We start from the raw sequence: 15,501 nt of genomic DNA on the forward strand, positions 1-15,501 counted from the left end.
GGCCCTCCTTCATCGTGTGAGCAACGGAGTACTGAGTTCGCTGACCAGCCAGCGGTCGGTGTCCCTGCGCAGCGACATGTTCACCGAGAGCTGGCCGGGAGCGGGCGTGCCTCGGGTGCCGAGGCTGGTGATGGTCTGATTGATGACGGCCACGGCCCGCGCGGTGGTCTCGTCGGCGGACTCGATGGCGCAGGTGACGTTGCCGACGGTGGAGACGACCTGACCCTGCACGAGCACCTCACGCAGATCCTTGCTGGTGGCGTCGAATTCGGTGCGCCAGGCGCCGGTGGCCCCTGCCAGCACCGCGGCGAAATAGGTGTCGAGGTCCTTGGCGTCGTAGCTGGCCAGGGTGGGGGCGTAGGCACAGGCGGCCTGGAGGGCGGCGTCGCGGGCCTGCTCGCGTGCACGGATGCGGTGGTTGTCCACGGCGAGGAACGTCGCGATCGCGACGGCGCCGATCGTGGTGAGCGCGGCTGCCGGAAACAGGACGCGGCGCAAGGCGCTTCGCCGGGGTCCGGCCGGCGGCCCGGGGCTTTCGGAATCAGGGTCGTCGGTGGGTGGTTTGTCGGGTTCGGTTGTCATACGAGGATTCCTCTGCGTGGGTAGGAGTCAGTTGGCGGGCAAGGGGACGGACAACTCGTCGCCGGTGACTCCGGGTGGCGGGCCCGAACCGTTGTCGGGCCCGGCGGGGCGCGGCGCGTTCGCCGACCCGCGGATCTGCAGTTCGGGGTGGTCGGTGACGCAGTAGTTGTAGAGGCGGGTGCGGCCGTCGGAGACCTGGGTCGGGGAGACCGGGACGGTCTCGTACTCACAGGTGGGGCGCGGCCAGATGTCGGCCATGGTGTGAAAGGCGTTGTCGTGGGCGGGGATTCCTAGTGCTATCACCGCGGTGCGCAAGGAGGGGAACAATGCCGTCATGGCCGGTGTGCGCAGGCGGGCCGCGCGGGTGATGGCGACGAAATTGGTGACCAGACCGGTCAGCGGGTCACCGGTCTCGGTGAGAACACCGTCGAGCGTCGCGAGCCGGCCCGGCCCCTGGTCGAGTAGTTCGCGAACTTCGTGGTCGGCGGCGTTCATCTGGTCGAACAGCGTGCTCGAACCCCGCACCAGAGTGGCCAGGTCGGGCTGGGCGTGTGCGGTGGTGGCAGCGATGACGCTCAGATTGCGGATCAGTTCGGTGGTCTGGGGCAGCAGCCCGGCGAGTCCGGCCGTCGCCTGGCTCAGGCCACTGATCACACTGCGCAGCACCTCGGGGCCGCCACGCAGCGCGCGGTCGAGTTCGTCGACGATCGCGGTGAGCCGGTCCGGATTCATCCCGGCGATGAGGGCACCGGTGTTGTCCAGGAACGAGTCGATCGTCACCGGCGTGCTCACCTGGTCGGCGGGCACGGTCGCCCCGTCGGCGAGGTAGGGCGCCTCACCGGTGACAGGCCGGAAATCGAGGTACTGTTCGCCTGCCGCCGACAGGCGACTCACCGCCACGGGCGTGCCGACGGGAATTTGTGTGGCACTGTCGATTTCGGTCTCAGCGAGGATGCCCGACCCGTCGATGCGGATCGCGCGCACCGACCCGACCTCGACACCGCGCACCGTGACGTTGCTGTGGGGGAGCAGTCCGCCGGAGCTGTCGAGCTGGACGAGCACGGTGTAGGTGGTGTGCAGCGGCCGCACACCGATCACATCGATGGCGATGTAGCCCGAGCCCACCACCAGCATGGCGACCATGCCGAGCACAGCTCCCGCGATCCTGTGGTCGTGCGCCCAGCGGGCCAGCCGGACGACGACAGTGGCGGTCCACCCGATCATCGGTGACCCCCTTGCAAGCGGCCGAGCACCCGCGCGAGCACCTGGGCGAGGCTGCCGACGAAGGCGGTGACGTCGGTGCCGTCCGGCAATCGGCTGCCCTCGGTGTCGGTGAGGGCGCCGACGTCGAGGTACGAGATGCGGGCCGCCACGGCGAGACTCGACCCGCGCATCGAAGCCCGCGCCACCGGGGCCACCGTGTTGAGCTGGTCCAAGGTGGTGGCCAGGTCGTCCCCCATTCGGGTGAAGCCGCTCATCAACTCCTGCACGCTGTCGAACAGGCTCAGAAACTGTGGGCCGGTGGTCGAGGTGAAATCGCCGAGCGCGGCGGTCACCGTCGACACCTTCGTCGTGAGATCGGTGATGGCGCGGTTGTTCTCGCCGATCACCCCGATCAGTTCCGGGAAGGTGTCGGCGGCCCGGCCGAGTTCGGCCTTGCGCGCCCGCAGGGTGGTGGTGAGCCCGTGGAGACCGTGCAGAACCGAATCGAGCTGCGCGGTACGTTGATTCAGCGCGGCGAGCGTCGCGGTGAGTTCGGTGAGCAGATGCGACAACTGCGGGCCTCGCCCGCCGACGATGGCGTCGAGCTCGGAGGTGATGCGCGCGACTTGATTCATCGCGCCGCCGTCGAGCAGCAGCGACATCGCGGTCATCAGCTCCTCCACCGAGGCGCCCGCCGACGTGTGGTCGCGGTCGATGACATCACCGTCGGTGAGCAGCGAGTTGCCGGGACGGTGCTGCGGCAACACGATGGCGACATGGAGATCGCCCAGGGGAGTAGGTTGTCGCAATTCCGCACGGGTGCCGCGCGGTAACGCGATATCGCGGCGCAGTTCGAGTTCGACCTCGGCGCGGAAGTTCGTCGTCTCGATCCCGGTCACCACGCCGACGTCGGTGCCACCGATCTTGACCCGTGCGCGCTCGGGCAGGTTGAGCGCGTCGTCGAAGACCGCGTGCAACCGGTAGGAGGGCCCGTCGACGCCGGGACGGGGCAGCGGGACGTCGTCGACGGTGACCGTGCACGAGGAAACGCCGAGGGCGGTGAGCGCGGCGGCCGTGAAGCGGGCGGTCCGGCTCATGCGGTGAGCCCCAGCAGTGCGGCGGTCAGACCGAAGTCCGGTCCGAAGTCCATCAGTTTGCCGGTCCGGCAGCCGTCGGAGCGCAGGGCCAACCGGGCGCACAGCAGCGCGAGAGCTTCGCTGTCGAGCACGGACTTGTCGGTGAGCAGGTGCAACCGCAGGGCCCGCTGGTCCGGGTTGACGGCGCGCGCGAAATTGTCGGCCATCAGGGGCGTCACGTCGATGATCTCGGTCAGTCCGCGTGCGTTGTCCCGCATCTGGCCGGTGATGGCGACCAGGCGGTTCACCGCGTCGGTGAGCGGGGTGTGGTTGTCGGCCAGGACGGTGGAGGTGTTGGCGATGAAATCGTTCACCTGGGTGAGGACCGCCGCCAAACCTGGAGCCTGTTCCTCGAGCAGCGTGACGAGTTCGGTGAGCCGACCGCTGAAATCCCGCACGGTCTGGTCGTTTCCGGCGATCATCGTGGTGAGGTCGTTGAGTTCGACGATGGTGCGCGAGATCTGGTCGCTGTTGGCCAGCGACACGTCGAAGGTGGTCGCCAGCGCGTCGAGGGTCTCGCGGATCCGGTCTCCGTTGCCGTCGAGCATCGGGAACAACACCCGGCTGGCCATCGGGCCGTTCGCGTTGTCGCCCTTCAACGCTTCGCCGAGCTGTTCGAAATTGCGCAGGATACGGTCGAGTTCGACCGGTGTCCTCGTCCTGGCCAGCGGAATGTGGGCGCCGTCGGCCAGGGGCGGTCCACCGCCGGTCCCCGCCGGGGTCAACTCGACGTGGCGGTTGGTGATGAGCTGCGGGGAGACCAACGCCGCCTTGACGTCGGCGGGCAGTTCGACGCCTGGCTCGATGGTCATCGCGACTTCGACGAACGCCCCCTTGGGCGCGATCGCGTCGACCCGTCCGACCGGGACACCGAGGACCGCTACGTCGTTGCCGACGAACAAGCCCGCGGTGCTTTCGAAGTCGGCGGTGAGGTGGACGGCGTCCGGCTGTAGCGACACCGGAATCGAGGAACAGCCCGCACCGATCCCGGTAGTGATCACCAGCGCGAGGCATCGGAACAGTCTTCGCATCTACTTGCACCCTTCGACGGCGCCGGCCAGGCACAGCCAGTTGTCCGGGAACAGCCACGGCAGGTAGATGTCGCCGTAGGGTCCCTGCGCGAACGTGTTGTTGAATTGGCGAACGGCCACCGGCATCACCTGATACAGCGCGGCGAGGTGGTCGCGATTCTTTTCCAAGCCCTGTGACATCGTGTTCAGACTGTGGATGAGCGGGCCGAGTCTGCCGCCGTCCTCGACGCCCATGTCCTGCAGGATCTTCGACGCGGCGGCGATGTTGTCGAGCAGGTCTGCGATCAGGTCGCGGCGGCGGCTGACGGCGGCACCGATCGCCTCGCCTTTGGTGAGCAGCGCGAGCACGCTGTTCTGGTTGTCGGCGATCAGACCCGACACCTGGTCCATGCTGTTCAGCAGTTGGTCCACCTCGTCGCGCCGGGAGGCGATCACCCGGGCCAGCGCGCCGACGCTGTCGAGTGCCTGCGCGGTGAGGTGCGGTGAATCGCCCAGCTGGGTGGCGATCGTGTCCAGGCTCGCGCGCAACGCGTTCGGGTCGAGCCGTTCGAGGTGCTCGAAGGAGTTGCGGTAGGTCGGGTCGTTCACGACCTTGGCCAGGTTGTAGGGAACGGTGGTGGCCGACAACGGGATACGGTCATCGGGCAGCTCGCCGTCGGTGCCCGGGTCGAGCTCGACGTGCATCTTCCCGAGAATGGTCGACATCTTGATCGCCGCCTCGGCGTCGTGGCCGAGGCCGAGGTCGGGGCGCACGCTCATCGTGACCAGCACCCGGTCGCGTTCCAGTCGTACCGAAGTGACCGTGCCGACTTCGATTCCGGCCACATCGACGCTGTTGCCGGTGCGAAGACCGGCCGCCTGGGCGAATTCGGCCCGCAGGGTCGCCTCGCCGAGGTGCGCACGAGACAGCAGCCCGGATCCGAGGACCACCGCTGCCACCGTCACCCCGGCCACGATGCCGAGCGAGAAGTTCCGGTTGCGGAACGCGTCGACCAGGGTCGTCCGGATCAGCTGGAACAGGAGTCCGATCATCGACAGACCTCCGAGTGCGCGTTGCCGCCGACCTGGGAGAGCACGCCGCGGGGGAACAGCACGCCCCACAGCGAGACATCGAGGTTGCAGACATAGGTGTTGACGTAGGTGCCGTTGCCGCTGATCCGGGCGAGCCCGGACATGATCAGCGGTAGTTCTACGGCCGCCTGGTCCAAGCGGGCGCCATTGGTGAGCAGCAGATCCACGCCCGCGACGGCCTGTCGCTGTGCCTGCGCCATTCCCGGGGCGACGCGAGCGATGAGATCGGTGAGTTTCGTCGTCGATTCGGCGATCCCGGTGACCGCCCCGCTGAGCACCGCGCCCTGTTCGTAGAGCCCGGTGACCAGAGCGCGCGACTGGGCGATCAACGTTTCCAGCTCGCCGCTGCGATGGGCCAGGCTGGTGATGACATCGCTGAGGTTGCTGATCACCGCGCCGAGGATCTCGTCGCGCTCGGAGAAGGTGGTTGCCAGTGCGGCGGCCTGGGTGATCAACGCCGACAACGACACGCCGTCGCCTTGCAGTGCCTGCACGAGGGTTTCCGACAGCGAGTTCACGTCGTCGGGTTGCAGCAGGCTGAACAACGGTTCGAAGCCCGACAGCATGGCCGAGACGTCGAAGGAGGATTCGGTGCGCTCCAAGGGGATCGAGCCACCGGCGGGCAGCGGTTCGCCCGGCGATTCCCCCGGAGTCAGTGCCACATAGCGCTGGCCGATCAAATTCTGATAGCGGATCAGCGCCTTCGTGGTGGTGCTCAGCTGTTGCCGCGATCGCACGGACAAGGTCACCCTGGCGTGCTTGCGGTCGACCAGGTCGATCGCGTCCACCCGGCCGATCCGCACACCGGCGATCCGCACGTCGTCGCCGGTACGTAAACCGAGCACATCGGTGAAGGTCGCACTGTAGCGGTGGGTGTCACCGGGGACCGAGCGCTGCAATGTCGACCAGATCGTGAAGGTCGCGATCAGGGAGAGGGTCACGAAAACAGCGAGCCCGAGATGGGTTGTGCGCTGGCGCATCTCAGTGTCCTTCCGAAGGCTTCGGTGTGACTGTGACGGTCGCGCCGGTGAGCGCGGAGCCGAGCAGAAGCAACTGTGTGGTGTTCGGGCGTGCGCCCAGGAACCCGGCCACCGCGGCGGGTCCGGTGAGGGAGATCGGTCCGGCGGGCGGCGGGGAACCGGGCGGTGCGGTGAGGCCGGGAATCGCCGCACCGGGCAGCGACAGTCCGGGAACGGGCGGCAAGGCCGGGAGGCCGGGCACCACCGGGCTGGGTGCGGGTCCGGCGGCGGGTAGGTGGCCGGGCCGCAGCTGCGGTGGAAAGATCTGTGCCGCAGGAGAATCAGGAATCGTCGCGGTGTCGCATCGCGGACCCGCCTGGCTGCCGTAGCGGGGGCAGTCGGCAGCGGTGTACTGGCGGAACGGTGTGAACGAGACGGTGATGTCCCACTGCATCTGTTTGCTGGGACCCCAGTGGAACACCGTGGCGAGGCGGCTGAGCGAATCACCGAGCGCGGTAACCGTTTCGGTCATCGCCGCCGGATCGGCGGCGAGGGCACCGAAGGTCGCGTCCAGTCCGACCACGAGTTCCTTGCCCGCATCGGGGTTGCGCGCGAAGAGCGCCTGGGTGGCGGCGGTTGCCGCCTCCGCCGAGGCGAGTAGTTCGATGACCTGAGCGCGGCGCGCGGTGATGGTCTGCGCCGTCTGGACCGACCTGCCGAGGGCGTCGGCGAGTTCGGGCGCCGACTGGTTCACCGCGGCAGTGGCTGCTCCGAGGTTCCCGAGCAGCTCACCTATTCCGGGCAGGGCGCGTACCTCGGTGATCCACCGGTCGAGGCGTTCGATCGTCGAACCGGGCAGCCGGGCGTCACCGTCGAGCGCTTCGGCCAGTGTGGCGAGCACCCGGGCAAGCGTGGCGGGCTGCACGCGGTCGAGCACATCGCGCAGGGTGGTCAGCGTCGTCTGCAGCGCCACCGTGGCCCGACCGGTGTCCTGCTCGATCACCGCTCCGGCGTGCAAGGGAGTGGTGGCCGGCCCGTTGTCCACGAGCTCGATCGCTGTGACGCCGAAGATATTGGCGGGAACGACCCGCGCCGTCACCGTGGCCGGGATCCCGGCGGCGGCACCCGGTTCCAGCGCCAGGTCCACGCGTTGCCGAAGACCCTGCTCGGCGATCTCCGCCGCGGACACCGAGCCGACCAGCAGTCCGCGAAAGCGCACGTCGGCGCGAGCGGGCAATCCGTCGCCGGTGCTCGTCATGAGGGCGGTCACCGCGACGGTGTCCTCGAAGTGTCCGCTGTAGCGCAGCCCGAGCAACGTGACCACCCCGGACAGGCTCAGCGTCATCGCCACCCCGGCCGCGCCGAGTCGCCGACGAGACCACCCGCGCCCACTGGGATCCGGATACATGTCGTTTCCCCTATCCCGAGATCCGGATACCGGAGTCGACGCCCCAGATGGCCAGTGTGAGAAGCAGATTCAGGAAGACGACGACGATGATCGTCACCTTGATCGCTCGTCCGGCCGCGACGCCGACGCCTTCCGGTCCCCCGGCGGCGATGTAGCCGAAGTAGCACTGGACGAACGTGGCGACGAGCACGAACGCGACCGCCTTGAGCACCGAGTAGACGATGTCGCCCGGGTCGAGGAACTGGTGGAAGTAGTGGTCGTAGGTGCCGATGCCGTTGCCGCCGAGGAAGATCGCGGTGATCTTGGTGGTGAGATACGCGGTGGCCATGCCCACGGCGTACAGCGGCAGAATCGCGACGGCGGCGGCCAGCATGCGCGTGGTGATCAGGTAGGGGAGGGGACGGATGGCCATCGACTCGAGCGCGTCGATCTCCTCGGCGATCCGCATCGACCCGATCTGTGCGGTGAATCGGCAACCCGCCTGGGCGGCGAACGCGATGGTCGCCAGTAGCGGGGCCAGCTCCCTGGTGGTGGCGAAACCCGAGATCGCGCCGGTGAGCGGGCTCATCGTCAACAGATCGAGCGCGGTATGCGATTCCATGCCGACGGTGACGCCCCCGAAACCGCACAGGATCACGATCACCCCGGCGGTGCCTCCGCCGACGACCAGTGCGCCGTTGCCCCAGGTGACATCGATGATCAACCGTGTGACTTCTCTTCGGTAGTGCCGCAGCACGAACGGAACGGCGATCAGCGCTCGCACGAAGACGACGCCCTGGTGGCCCATCCGCACGTTCGCCTCGACGACCGGCGTTGTCGCTGTTCTCGCCGCGTGGAACGGACGCAGCAGGGGTGGGGTGTAATTCGACATCTCAGAGCACCTTGGACGGCAGCAGGGTGTTGTAGATCTGGGTGAGCGCGATATTGGCCGCGAAGAGCACGATCGCCGAACTGACCACCGCGGAGTTCACCGCGTCGGCGACCCCACCGGGGCCGCCTTGGGTGTTCAGACCGCAATCACAGGCGATGATCGCGGTGAGCGCGCCGAACACCGACGCCTTCACCAGCGCGACCAGCAGGTCGCTGGCGACGGCGAACGAGGCGAACGTACTGAGGTAGGAGCCGGGCGTGCCGTCCTGGACGAAGATGTCGAACAGGTAGCCGGTGGCGAAACCGATGAACACGACGAACCCGCACAACAGCATGCTCACCAGCACCGCCGCCAGCAGTCGTGGTGCCACGAGCCTGCGCACCGGGTCGACGCCCATCACCCGCATCGCGTCGATCTCCTCCCGGATCGTGCGGGATCCCAGATCCGCGCAGATCGAGGAGCCGACCGCGCCCGCGATCATCAGCGAGGTGACTAGTGGGGCGCCCTGCCGGATGATGCCGAGGCCGTTGACGGCACCGATGAAAGTGGTGGCCCCGACTTGGCTGACCAGCGCGCCGATCTGGATCGAGACGATCGCGGCGATGGGGATCGCAACCAGGAGTGTCGGAGTGGCTGAGACAGTTGCCATGAACGAGCTCTGCCGAAGGAATTCGGCCAGCGGAAAACGGCGATTGCCCAGTGCTCGGACCAGCTCCGCGGTGGCTTGCCAGGCCATGCTGACCTGTCGTCCGGCGGTCTCTGTCGCGCGTCGCGGATGGTTGCGCCACCAGTCCAGGCAGAAGGAGACAATCATGTCGAAATCCGTTGTAGCGCTGGCAGGTATAGATTTCGAGCCCATCGCGACCGCCTCTGCGTGAATGCGGTGGTGGACTCGTGCGACCACTACCGACAAGATTTCTACCACCGCGTATATGTATTTCTACGCGACCGTAGTTTTCTGTCTGGGACTGTAGCAAGAGGTGGTCGTGACTGTCGAGGAATCGAGGCAATCCTGGCTTCGCTCACTTGAGTGCGATGGTGCGGCGTACCGGGCAGCGGTAGGGGAACCCGCACGAGCAACGTGCTGGGGGCAGCCGGTCAGCCGTGCCAGCGGCGGTAGACCTCGGCGGCGGCGGGGTGCAGGGGGACGGTACCGGTGCCGATGAGGAAACGGCCGTCGAGGAATTGGGTGCCGGCGGCCTCGGCGGGGACCAGGGCATCGGCGTGCCAGAGGAGGAGTTCGACGATGGCGGCGGCGGTTTCGTCGGGCAGGGTAGCGGTGGCGAGAAGCAGGTTGGTGACGCCGATGGTGTGGACCGCGGGACTACCCGGATAGGCGTCGGCGGGGATGGCGACGTGGTCGTAGACGGGGCCGTACTCCGCGCGCATCGGTGCGACCAGCGCGCCGAGGTCGAGCAGCCGCATCGGATCGGGCACGGTGAGGGCGGCGGTCGGTACGCCGCCTGCCCACAGCAAGGCGTCGATGGCGCCGTCGGTCAATGCCCGGGTGGCCTCACGCAGGGGACGATGTTCAGTCACCACATCGACGGTCGGGTCGAGGCCTGCCGCGGCCAGGAGACGTGCACCGGTCAGTGCGGCACCCGAACCGGCCGCACCTAGGTTGACTCGTCGGCCACGCAGGTCGGCCACCTGCTCGATTCCGCTGTCGGTGTGGACCGCCAACTGCAGGTAGTTCTCGTACACGCGGCCCAATGCCAGTACCCGACCGGCGAAGTCGCCCACCGAATCCGCCAGTGCCAGTGCGGTTTCGACCTCGCCATCGGCGATCATCCGCAGATTCTGTTGTGAGCCGGCGGTTTCCACCGGCTCGATCCGGACGTGGTCGGTTTCGTTCGCGGCCGCGTCTGCCAGCAGCCGGGCGAAGGCGAAATAGAAGCCGCCGTCCTCGCCGGAGGCCAAGCGCACTGTCGACCGGTCGCCCGTGCCGCAGCCGAAGAGCGCCGCCGAGGCGAGCGCGGTCAGCGCGAGCATCCGACGACGCGTCATCGGCACCGCGCCGCTCACCGGGTCACCGCCTGCATCGGACAGTGCCTGCTCAGCACGGCGCCGCTCATCGAAGCACCGCCGGTAGCCGGATCGCCACGGCGAGACCGTGTGGCCGTACCGCCTCCACCGCCAGTTCGCCACCGTACGCTCTGGCCAGTGCCTGCGCGATCGAGAGTCCGAGCCCGGTACCGCCCGGGATAGCCGTGGTGCCGCGGAAGAAGCGGGTGGTGAGTTTGTCGAGTTCCTCCGGTGCGACACCGATCCCGTCATCGGCGACCCACACCGTCACCCAGCCAGGCTCGGCCTCGATGGTGACGTGAGTGTGCGCTCCGGCACCCGCGTATCGACAGGAATTGCTCAGCGCCACATCGAGAATCTGTGCCAGCGCCGCCGAACTGATCGCCGCGGTCACCTCCCCACCGCCCGGCACCGAAACCCGAGCCGCGGCCGAGTTGGTCGCGCCGCTGTCGTCCGGCGGTGAAACGTGCGCCGCGGCCGAGCTGATCCCGCCACCGCCTTCCGACGACGAAACGCGAGCAACGGCCACGCCGGTCCCACCGGACGCACCTCTCGGACCCAACGGCCGGACGACGGACGTCCGCGGGAGCGCCGCCAACTCGATACCCGACTCCTGGAACGCCGACACCCACGCATCGATGCGGTCGGCGACAACCTGCGCCGGATCGCACTGTGCTTCCTCGGACGCCGCGGTCCCGAACGACGCGGGTGTTTCCGCGACGGCGAGCTCGAGCAGGTCATCCAGCAGCGCGGTCAACCGTTCCACTTCCGCGGTAGCACCGCGAAAGGTCGCCGACGCGGTCGCAGGCACGGCGTACTCGAGTGAGTCCAATCGAATCATCAAGGCGGCCAGCGGGTTACGCATGGCGTGAGCGGTATCGGCGACGAGTTGACGTTGCGCGTCGGCGGAGTCGCCGACCGCGGTGGCCATGGCGTCGACGGACTCGGCCAGCGCGCGAACCTCGGGCGGACCGCCGTAGTTCCTGGTGATCGGTGCGCGCCCGCGTGGTTTGGGCAGGGTGGCGGTGAGCTCGGCGACGGCGTCCGACATCGCGGCCAGCGGACGCAGCACCCAGCGGCTCAGAACGAGCGCCAACAGCATGAACCCGATCATCGCGCCCAACCCGCCGACCGCGATCACAGCCCAGGTCCTGGCGATCGCGGCACGAGCCGCCGCGGTCGACGCCTCGATCACGACGGCCCCGTTCACCTGCACGCCGGTGCCGACGGGGCGAGCGACGAGCATGACCGGTGCGCTCCACGGCGTGAGCCGGTCCTGCTGCTGCGGGCGCTGGTTGCGCCGCGCCGCCGCCAGTGCCGCGCTGATGCGCGAATCGGTCACCACCACACCGGCATTCACGATCGGCGCGCCCCGCGCGTCGACGACGAGCACGTTCTCGCCGTACAGCTCGTGATAGCGGTGCACCTCGTCGGCGAGCGCGCGCACCCCGTCGGGGGAACCGGCCCCGTCGGCGAGGGTGGCGAAACGGTCGGCGTCGCCGGAACGGCCGAGGACCAGCTGCTGGGTGCGGCTGGTGGCGGCGGTGAGTGACAGCGGCACCGCGAAGGCCAGCACCGCCAGCGCGGCGAACACGGTGAGGACGATCAGCAGTCGGCGGCGCACGCGCGTCCTCCGGTGATCACTGCCCCCACCGATACCCGTAGCCGCGAATGGTGGTGATCAGTCCCGGCCGGTTCAGTTTGGCGCGCAACCCGGTCATGTGGACGTCGAGAGAGCGGGAGACCGCGACGAACGCGTCGCCCCAGATGCGGTCCATCAGCTGCTGCCTGCTCACCGCCGCACCCGGTCGTTCCACGAGCGCCTCGACCAGCTCGAATTCCTTCTGGGTGAGCGAGACCGGGCTTCCGCCCACCTCGACCGTGCGGGCGCGCAGGTCGACGCGCACATCCCCGGTGACGACCTCGGTTCTGCTCTGATTGGCGACGGCCGCGGCCCGCCGCAGTACCGTCTCGAGCCGGGCCATCAGCTCCGCGATCCGCGGTGGTTTCACCACATAATCGTCGGCCCCGCCGCGCAGCCCGCGCACGATGGACCGTTCGTCGCTGCGGGCGGTCAGGATCAGCACCGGCACGGCGCTCACCTCGCGCAGGTGCCGAAGTACCTGCAGTCCGTCCGCGTCCGGCAGGCCTAGGTCGAGGAGTACAGCGTCGTAGTCGCGGTGGGCGATGAGCAGGTCGGCGCCGCGGCGCAGACGCTCGGCGCGGTAGCCGCGTGCGGTGAGCGCCTCCACCAGGGCGTCGCCCACTCCGTCGTCGTCCTCGACCACCGCAAGCCGCACGCGCCGATCCTCCCACAGGGCCTGGATCGGCGCGTGTACCGCACGCTCAGCCACGCACGGCGGCCATCGTCCGTTCCGGCTCCACCGGGTCGGCGTGGACCTCGCGTTCGGCTTCGATGGTCGACTCGGCCGAGGTCTCCCGCATGAAGTAGTACGTGAGCAGCGAGATCCCGATACACCCGGCGACGTAGAAGAAGTACAGCGACTCGAGGTCCGCCTTCTTCAGCGCCAACGCGATCATCTCGGCGGTGCCACCGAAGATGGCGACGGTCAGCGCGTACGGCAGGCCGACGCCGAGCGCGCGGATCTTGGTCGGGAACAATTCGGCCTTCACGATCGAGTTGATCGAGGTGTAGCCGGTGACGATCACCAACGCGAGCATCATCAGGCCGAAGGCGGCCAGCGGGTCGGCGGTGTGGGCGAGTGCGGTCATGATCGGCACCGTCAGCAGGGTGCCCGCGACGCCGAAGAAGATGAGCAGCTTGCGGCGCCCGATGCGGTCGGACAGTCCGCCAGCGATCGGCTGCAGCACCACGAAGACCAGCAGTGCGACGAAGTTGATCCAGGCGACGGTGTCCTTGGAGATGCCCGAGGTGTTGATCATGAACTTCTGCATGTAGGTCGTGTAGGTGTAGAAGGCCACGGTGCCACCCATGGTCAGGCCGACGACCAGCAGGCATTCGCGCGGGTACTGCAGCAGCACCCGCAGCGAACCGCGCGAGCTGCTCGGGGCCGCGCCGGTGGTTTTCGTCGCGGCCTCGAACGACTCGGACTCGTCCATCCCGCGGCGCAGCAGCATCACCACGATGGCGCCGCCCGCGCCGATCAGGAACGGAATGCGCCAGCCCCAGCTGTACATCTGCTCGGCGGAGAGCACCTGCTGCAGCACGATCTGCACACCGAGGGCGGTGAGCTGGCCGGCGACCAGGGTCACGTACTGGAAGCTGGAGTAGAAGCCGCGCCGTCCCGGGGAGGCCACCTCCGACAGATACGTGGCGCTGGTGGCGTATTCGCCGCCGACGGAGAGTCCTTGCAGCAGCCGCGCCAGCAGCAGCAGCACGGGCGCCGCGATGCCGATGGTCGCGAAGCCAGGGGTCAGCGCGATCATCAGCGAACCGGCGGCCATCACGGTGACCGACAGGGTGAGCGCGGCGCGGCGACCGAACCGGTCGGCGTAGCGGCCAAGCGCCCACCCGCCGATCGGTCGCATGATGAACCCGACCGCGAAAACCGCCGCCGTCGAGAGCAACTGGGCCGTCGGGTCGCCGTCGGGGAAGAACGCCTTCGCGAAGTACACGCTGAACGCGGCGTAGACGTACCAGTCGTACCACTCGACAAGGTTGCCGATCGAGCCGCGCAAGACATTCGCGACGACCCGCTTCTCACCACCGACCTGTGTCGTTGTCACCTTGGACCTCCTCTATCGGCGCGGCAGTGCGCCGTCGCAGACCACTGTGTCGGCTGTCACAGCCCCATGGAAGCCACAACGGAGGTTCCTAACGTTCCCTTAGGACGATGCCCGACCCGTGCGGTCCGGACAGCACGAAACGCCCCGGACCGAAGGGTTCGAGGCGTTTCGCGGAGTGTCAGGTGTCAGTGGCGGAAGGCGTCCTTGGCCTTCTCACCCGCGTCCTTGATGTTGGCCTTGGTCTGATCGGTCTTGCCTTCGTGCTCGAGGTAGCGGTCGTCGGTCGACTTGCCCGCCGCTTCCTTGGCCTTGCCGATGAGCTCTTCGGCCTTGTGCTTCGCCTTGTCCGCGAGACTCACAGTTGTTCCTTCCAGACAGATCGCTCGGTCAGCGTCGGTGACCGTGGGCCGTCCGTTGGACCCACTGAGCGCATACCCCGGTTTCGGAAAGACAATCAGGCGCAACCATTTTCACTGGTGGGGCTGGTCACTCCGTGATCGCGGGTACCTGTTCGCCGGGATGCGGTGGGGGCGGTGGGGTGCCGTCGGCGAAGGGGCGGCCGCCGAGTTCCTCGCGGTGGTGCGGGGTGAGCCAGTTCGACAGGTCCGGGCCCTTCGGGACGATGCCGGTGGGGTTGATGTCGCGGTGCACCACGTAGTAGTGCTCCTTGATCTGGCCGAAGTCGATGGTGTCGCCGAAGCCGGGTGTCTGGAACAGGTCGCGGGCGTAGGCCCACAGCACCGGCATCTCGCTGAGCTTGGTGCGGTTGCACTTGAAGTGCCCGTGATAGACCGGATCGAAGCGGGCCAGGGTGGTGAACAGCCGCACGTCGGCCTCGGTGATGGTGTCGCCGACGAGGTAGCGCTGGGTGCGCAACCGCTCGCTCACCTGGTCGAGCGCGGCGAAGAGCCGGTCGTAGGCCGCGTCATAGGCGTCCTGCGCGCCGGCGAAACCGCAGCGGTACACGCCGTTGTTGATCTCGGTGAACACTGTCCGGTTGATCTCGTCGATCTCGTCGCGCAGTGGTTCCGGATACAGCTGGGGCGCGCCCGGCCGGTGATAGGCGCTCCACTCGGTGGAGAAGTCGAGGGTGATCTGGGCGTAGTCGTTGGTGACCACCTGCCCGGTCGCGATCTCGACCATCGCGGGCACGGTGATCCCGCGCGGGTAGTCCGGGAACCGGGCCAGGTAGGCGTCACGTAGGCGATGGATACCGAGCACCGGATCGACGCCGCCCGGGTCGAGGTCGAAGGTCCAGCTGAGTTTGTCGTGGGTGGGCCCGCACAGGCCGAGTGACAGCACCGGCTCGAGCCCGAGCAGGCGACGCACGATCAAAGTGCGGTTGGCCCACGGGCAGGCCCGGGCCGCGACCAAGCGGTAGCGGCCGGGTTCGACGGGGTAGCCGTCACGGCCGTCGGCGGTGATGCGTGTGGTGATGTAGTTGGTGTCGCGGCGGAACTCGCCCTTCTCGACGTAGCTGCCCGCACCGGCGTCGGCATCGCTCATC

The 15,501-nt window shown here is 68.1% G+C and carries 15 protein-coding genes; all 15 read right to left on the bottom strand.

The genetic code is table 11. The features are described from left to right. Positions 1-9: 9 nt before the first annotated feature. Positions 10-582, bottom strand: coding sequence for a hypothetical protein (locus AB0I35_RS20475; RefSeq protein WP_357397693.1), 573 nt, complete (start codon positions 580-582; stop codon positions 10-12). A 27-nt stretch (positions 583-609) separates the two neighbouring features. Continuing rightward, entirely contained in the window at positions 610-1,806 is a 1,197-nt protein-coding gene (locus AB0I35_RS20480; RefSeq protein ID WP_357397694.1) for an MCE family protein, read from the bottom strand. Continuing rightward, positions 1,803-2,882 (bottom strand): MCE family protein, encoded by a 1,080-nt coding sequence (locus AB0I35_RS20485; RefSeq protein WP_357397696.1) that lies wholly within the window; start codon positions 2,880-2,882, stop codon positions 1,803-1,805. Before AB0I35_RS20485 ends, AB0I35_RS20480 begins: the two co-directional genes overlap by 4 nt. Beyond that, entirely contained in the window at positions 2,879-3,952 is a 1,074-nt protein-coding gene (locus tag AB0I35_RS20490; protein WP_357397697.1) for an MCE family protein, read from the bottom strand. Before AB0I35_RS20490 ends, AB0I35_RS20485 begins: the two co-directional genes overlap by 4 nt. Further along, complete coding sequence (locus tag AB0I35_RS20495; protein WP_357397698.1) at positions 3,953-4,984, bottom strand: MCE family protein; 1,032 nt, start codon at positions 4,982-4,984, stop codon at positions 3,953-3,955. Beyond that, positions 4,981-6,003 carry an MlaD family protein gene (locus AB0I35_RS20500; protein ID WP_357397699.1) on the bottom strand — a complete coding sequence of 341 codons (1,023 nt, stop codon included), beginning with the start codon at positions 6,001-6,003 and terminating at the stop codon, positions 4,981-4,983. Before AB0I35_RS20500 ends, AB0I35_RS20495 begins: the two co-directional genes overlap by 4 nt. A gap of 1 nt (position 6,004) precedes the next feature. Continuing rightward, on the bottom strand, positions 6,005-7,390 hold the full coding sequence (locus AB0I35_RS20505; RefSeq protein ID WP_357397701.1) for an MCE family protein: 1,386 nt from the start codon (positions 7,388-7,390) through the stop codon (positions 6,005-6,007). Positions 7,391-7,400: 10 nt separating this feature from the next. Continuing rightward, complete coding sequence (locus AB0I35_RS20510) at positions 7,401-8,177, bottom strand: ABC transporter permease (protein ID WP_357397924.1); 777 nt, start codon at positions 8,175-8,177, stop codon at positions 7,401-7,403. An 85-nt stretch (positions 8,178-8,262) separates the two neighbouring features. Next, the gene (locus tag AB0I35_RS20515; protein WP_357397702.1) at positions 8,263-9,075 is read right to left on the bottom strand and encodes an ABC transporter permease; all 813 of its coding nucleotides are present in this window, start codon (positions 9,073-9,075) and stop codon (positions 8,263-8,265) included. 284 nt (positions 9,076-9,359) lie between these two features. Then, positions 9,360-10,268 (bottom strand): TAXI family TRAP transporter solute-binding subunit, encoded by a 909-nt coding sequence (locus AB0I35_RS20520; protein ID WP_357397703.1) that lies wholly within the window; start codon positions 10,266-10,268, stop codon positions 9,360-9,362. A gap of 64 nt (positions 10,269-10,332) precedes the next feature. Next, positions 10,333-11,910, bottom strand: coding sequence for a HAMP domain-containing sensor histidine kinase (locus AB0I35_RS20525; RefSeq protein WP_357397704.1), 1,578 nt, complete (start codon positions 11,908-11,910; stop codon positions 10,333-10,335). Positions 11,911-11,926: 16 nt separating this feature from the next. Further along, positions 11,927-12,586, bottom strand: coding sequence for a response regulator transcription factor (locus AB0I35_RS20530; protein ID WP_357397925.1), 660 nt, complete (start codon positions 12,584-12,586; stop codon positions 11,927-11,929). Positions 12,587-12,632: 46 nt separating this feature from the next. Further along, positions 12,633-13,994 carry an MFS transporter gene (locus AB0I35_RS20535; RefSeq protein ID WP_357397705.1) on the bottom strand — a complete coding sequence of 454 codons (1,362 nt, stop codon included), beginning with the start codon at positions 13,992-13,994 and terminating at the stop codon, positions 12,633-12,635. A 185-nt stretch (positions 13,995-14,179) separates the two neighbouring features. After that, positions 14,180-14,353: a CsbD family protein gene (locus tag AB0I35_RS20540; RefSeq protein ID WP_067639236.1), complete on the bottom strand. Its 174-nt coding sequence runs from the start codon at positions 14,351-14,353 to the stop codon at positions 14,180-14,182. Between the two features lie 127 nt (positions 14,354-14,480). Next, positions 14,481-15,500, bottom strand: a complete 1,020-nt coding sequence (locus AB0I35_RS20545; protein ID WP_357397706.1) for a glutathione S-transferase C-terminal domain-containing protein — start codon at positions 15,498-15,500, stop codon at positions 14,481-14,483. Position 15,501: the final 1 nt, after the last annotated feature.

Source organism: Nocardia sp. NPDC050378, from assembly GCF_040655675.1.
Classification (GTDB): Bacteria; Actinomycetota; Actinomycetes; order Mycobacteriales; family Mycobacteriaceae; genus Nocardia; species Nocardia coubleae.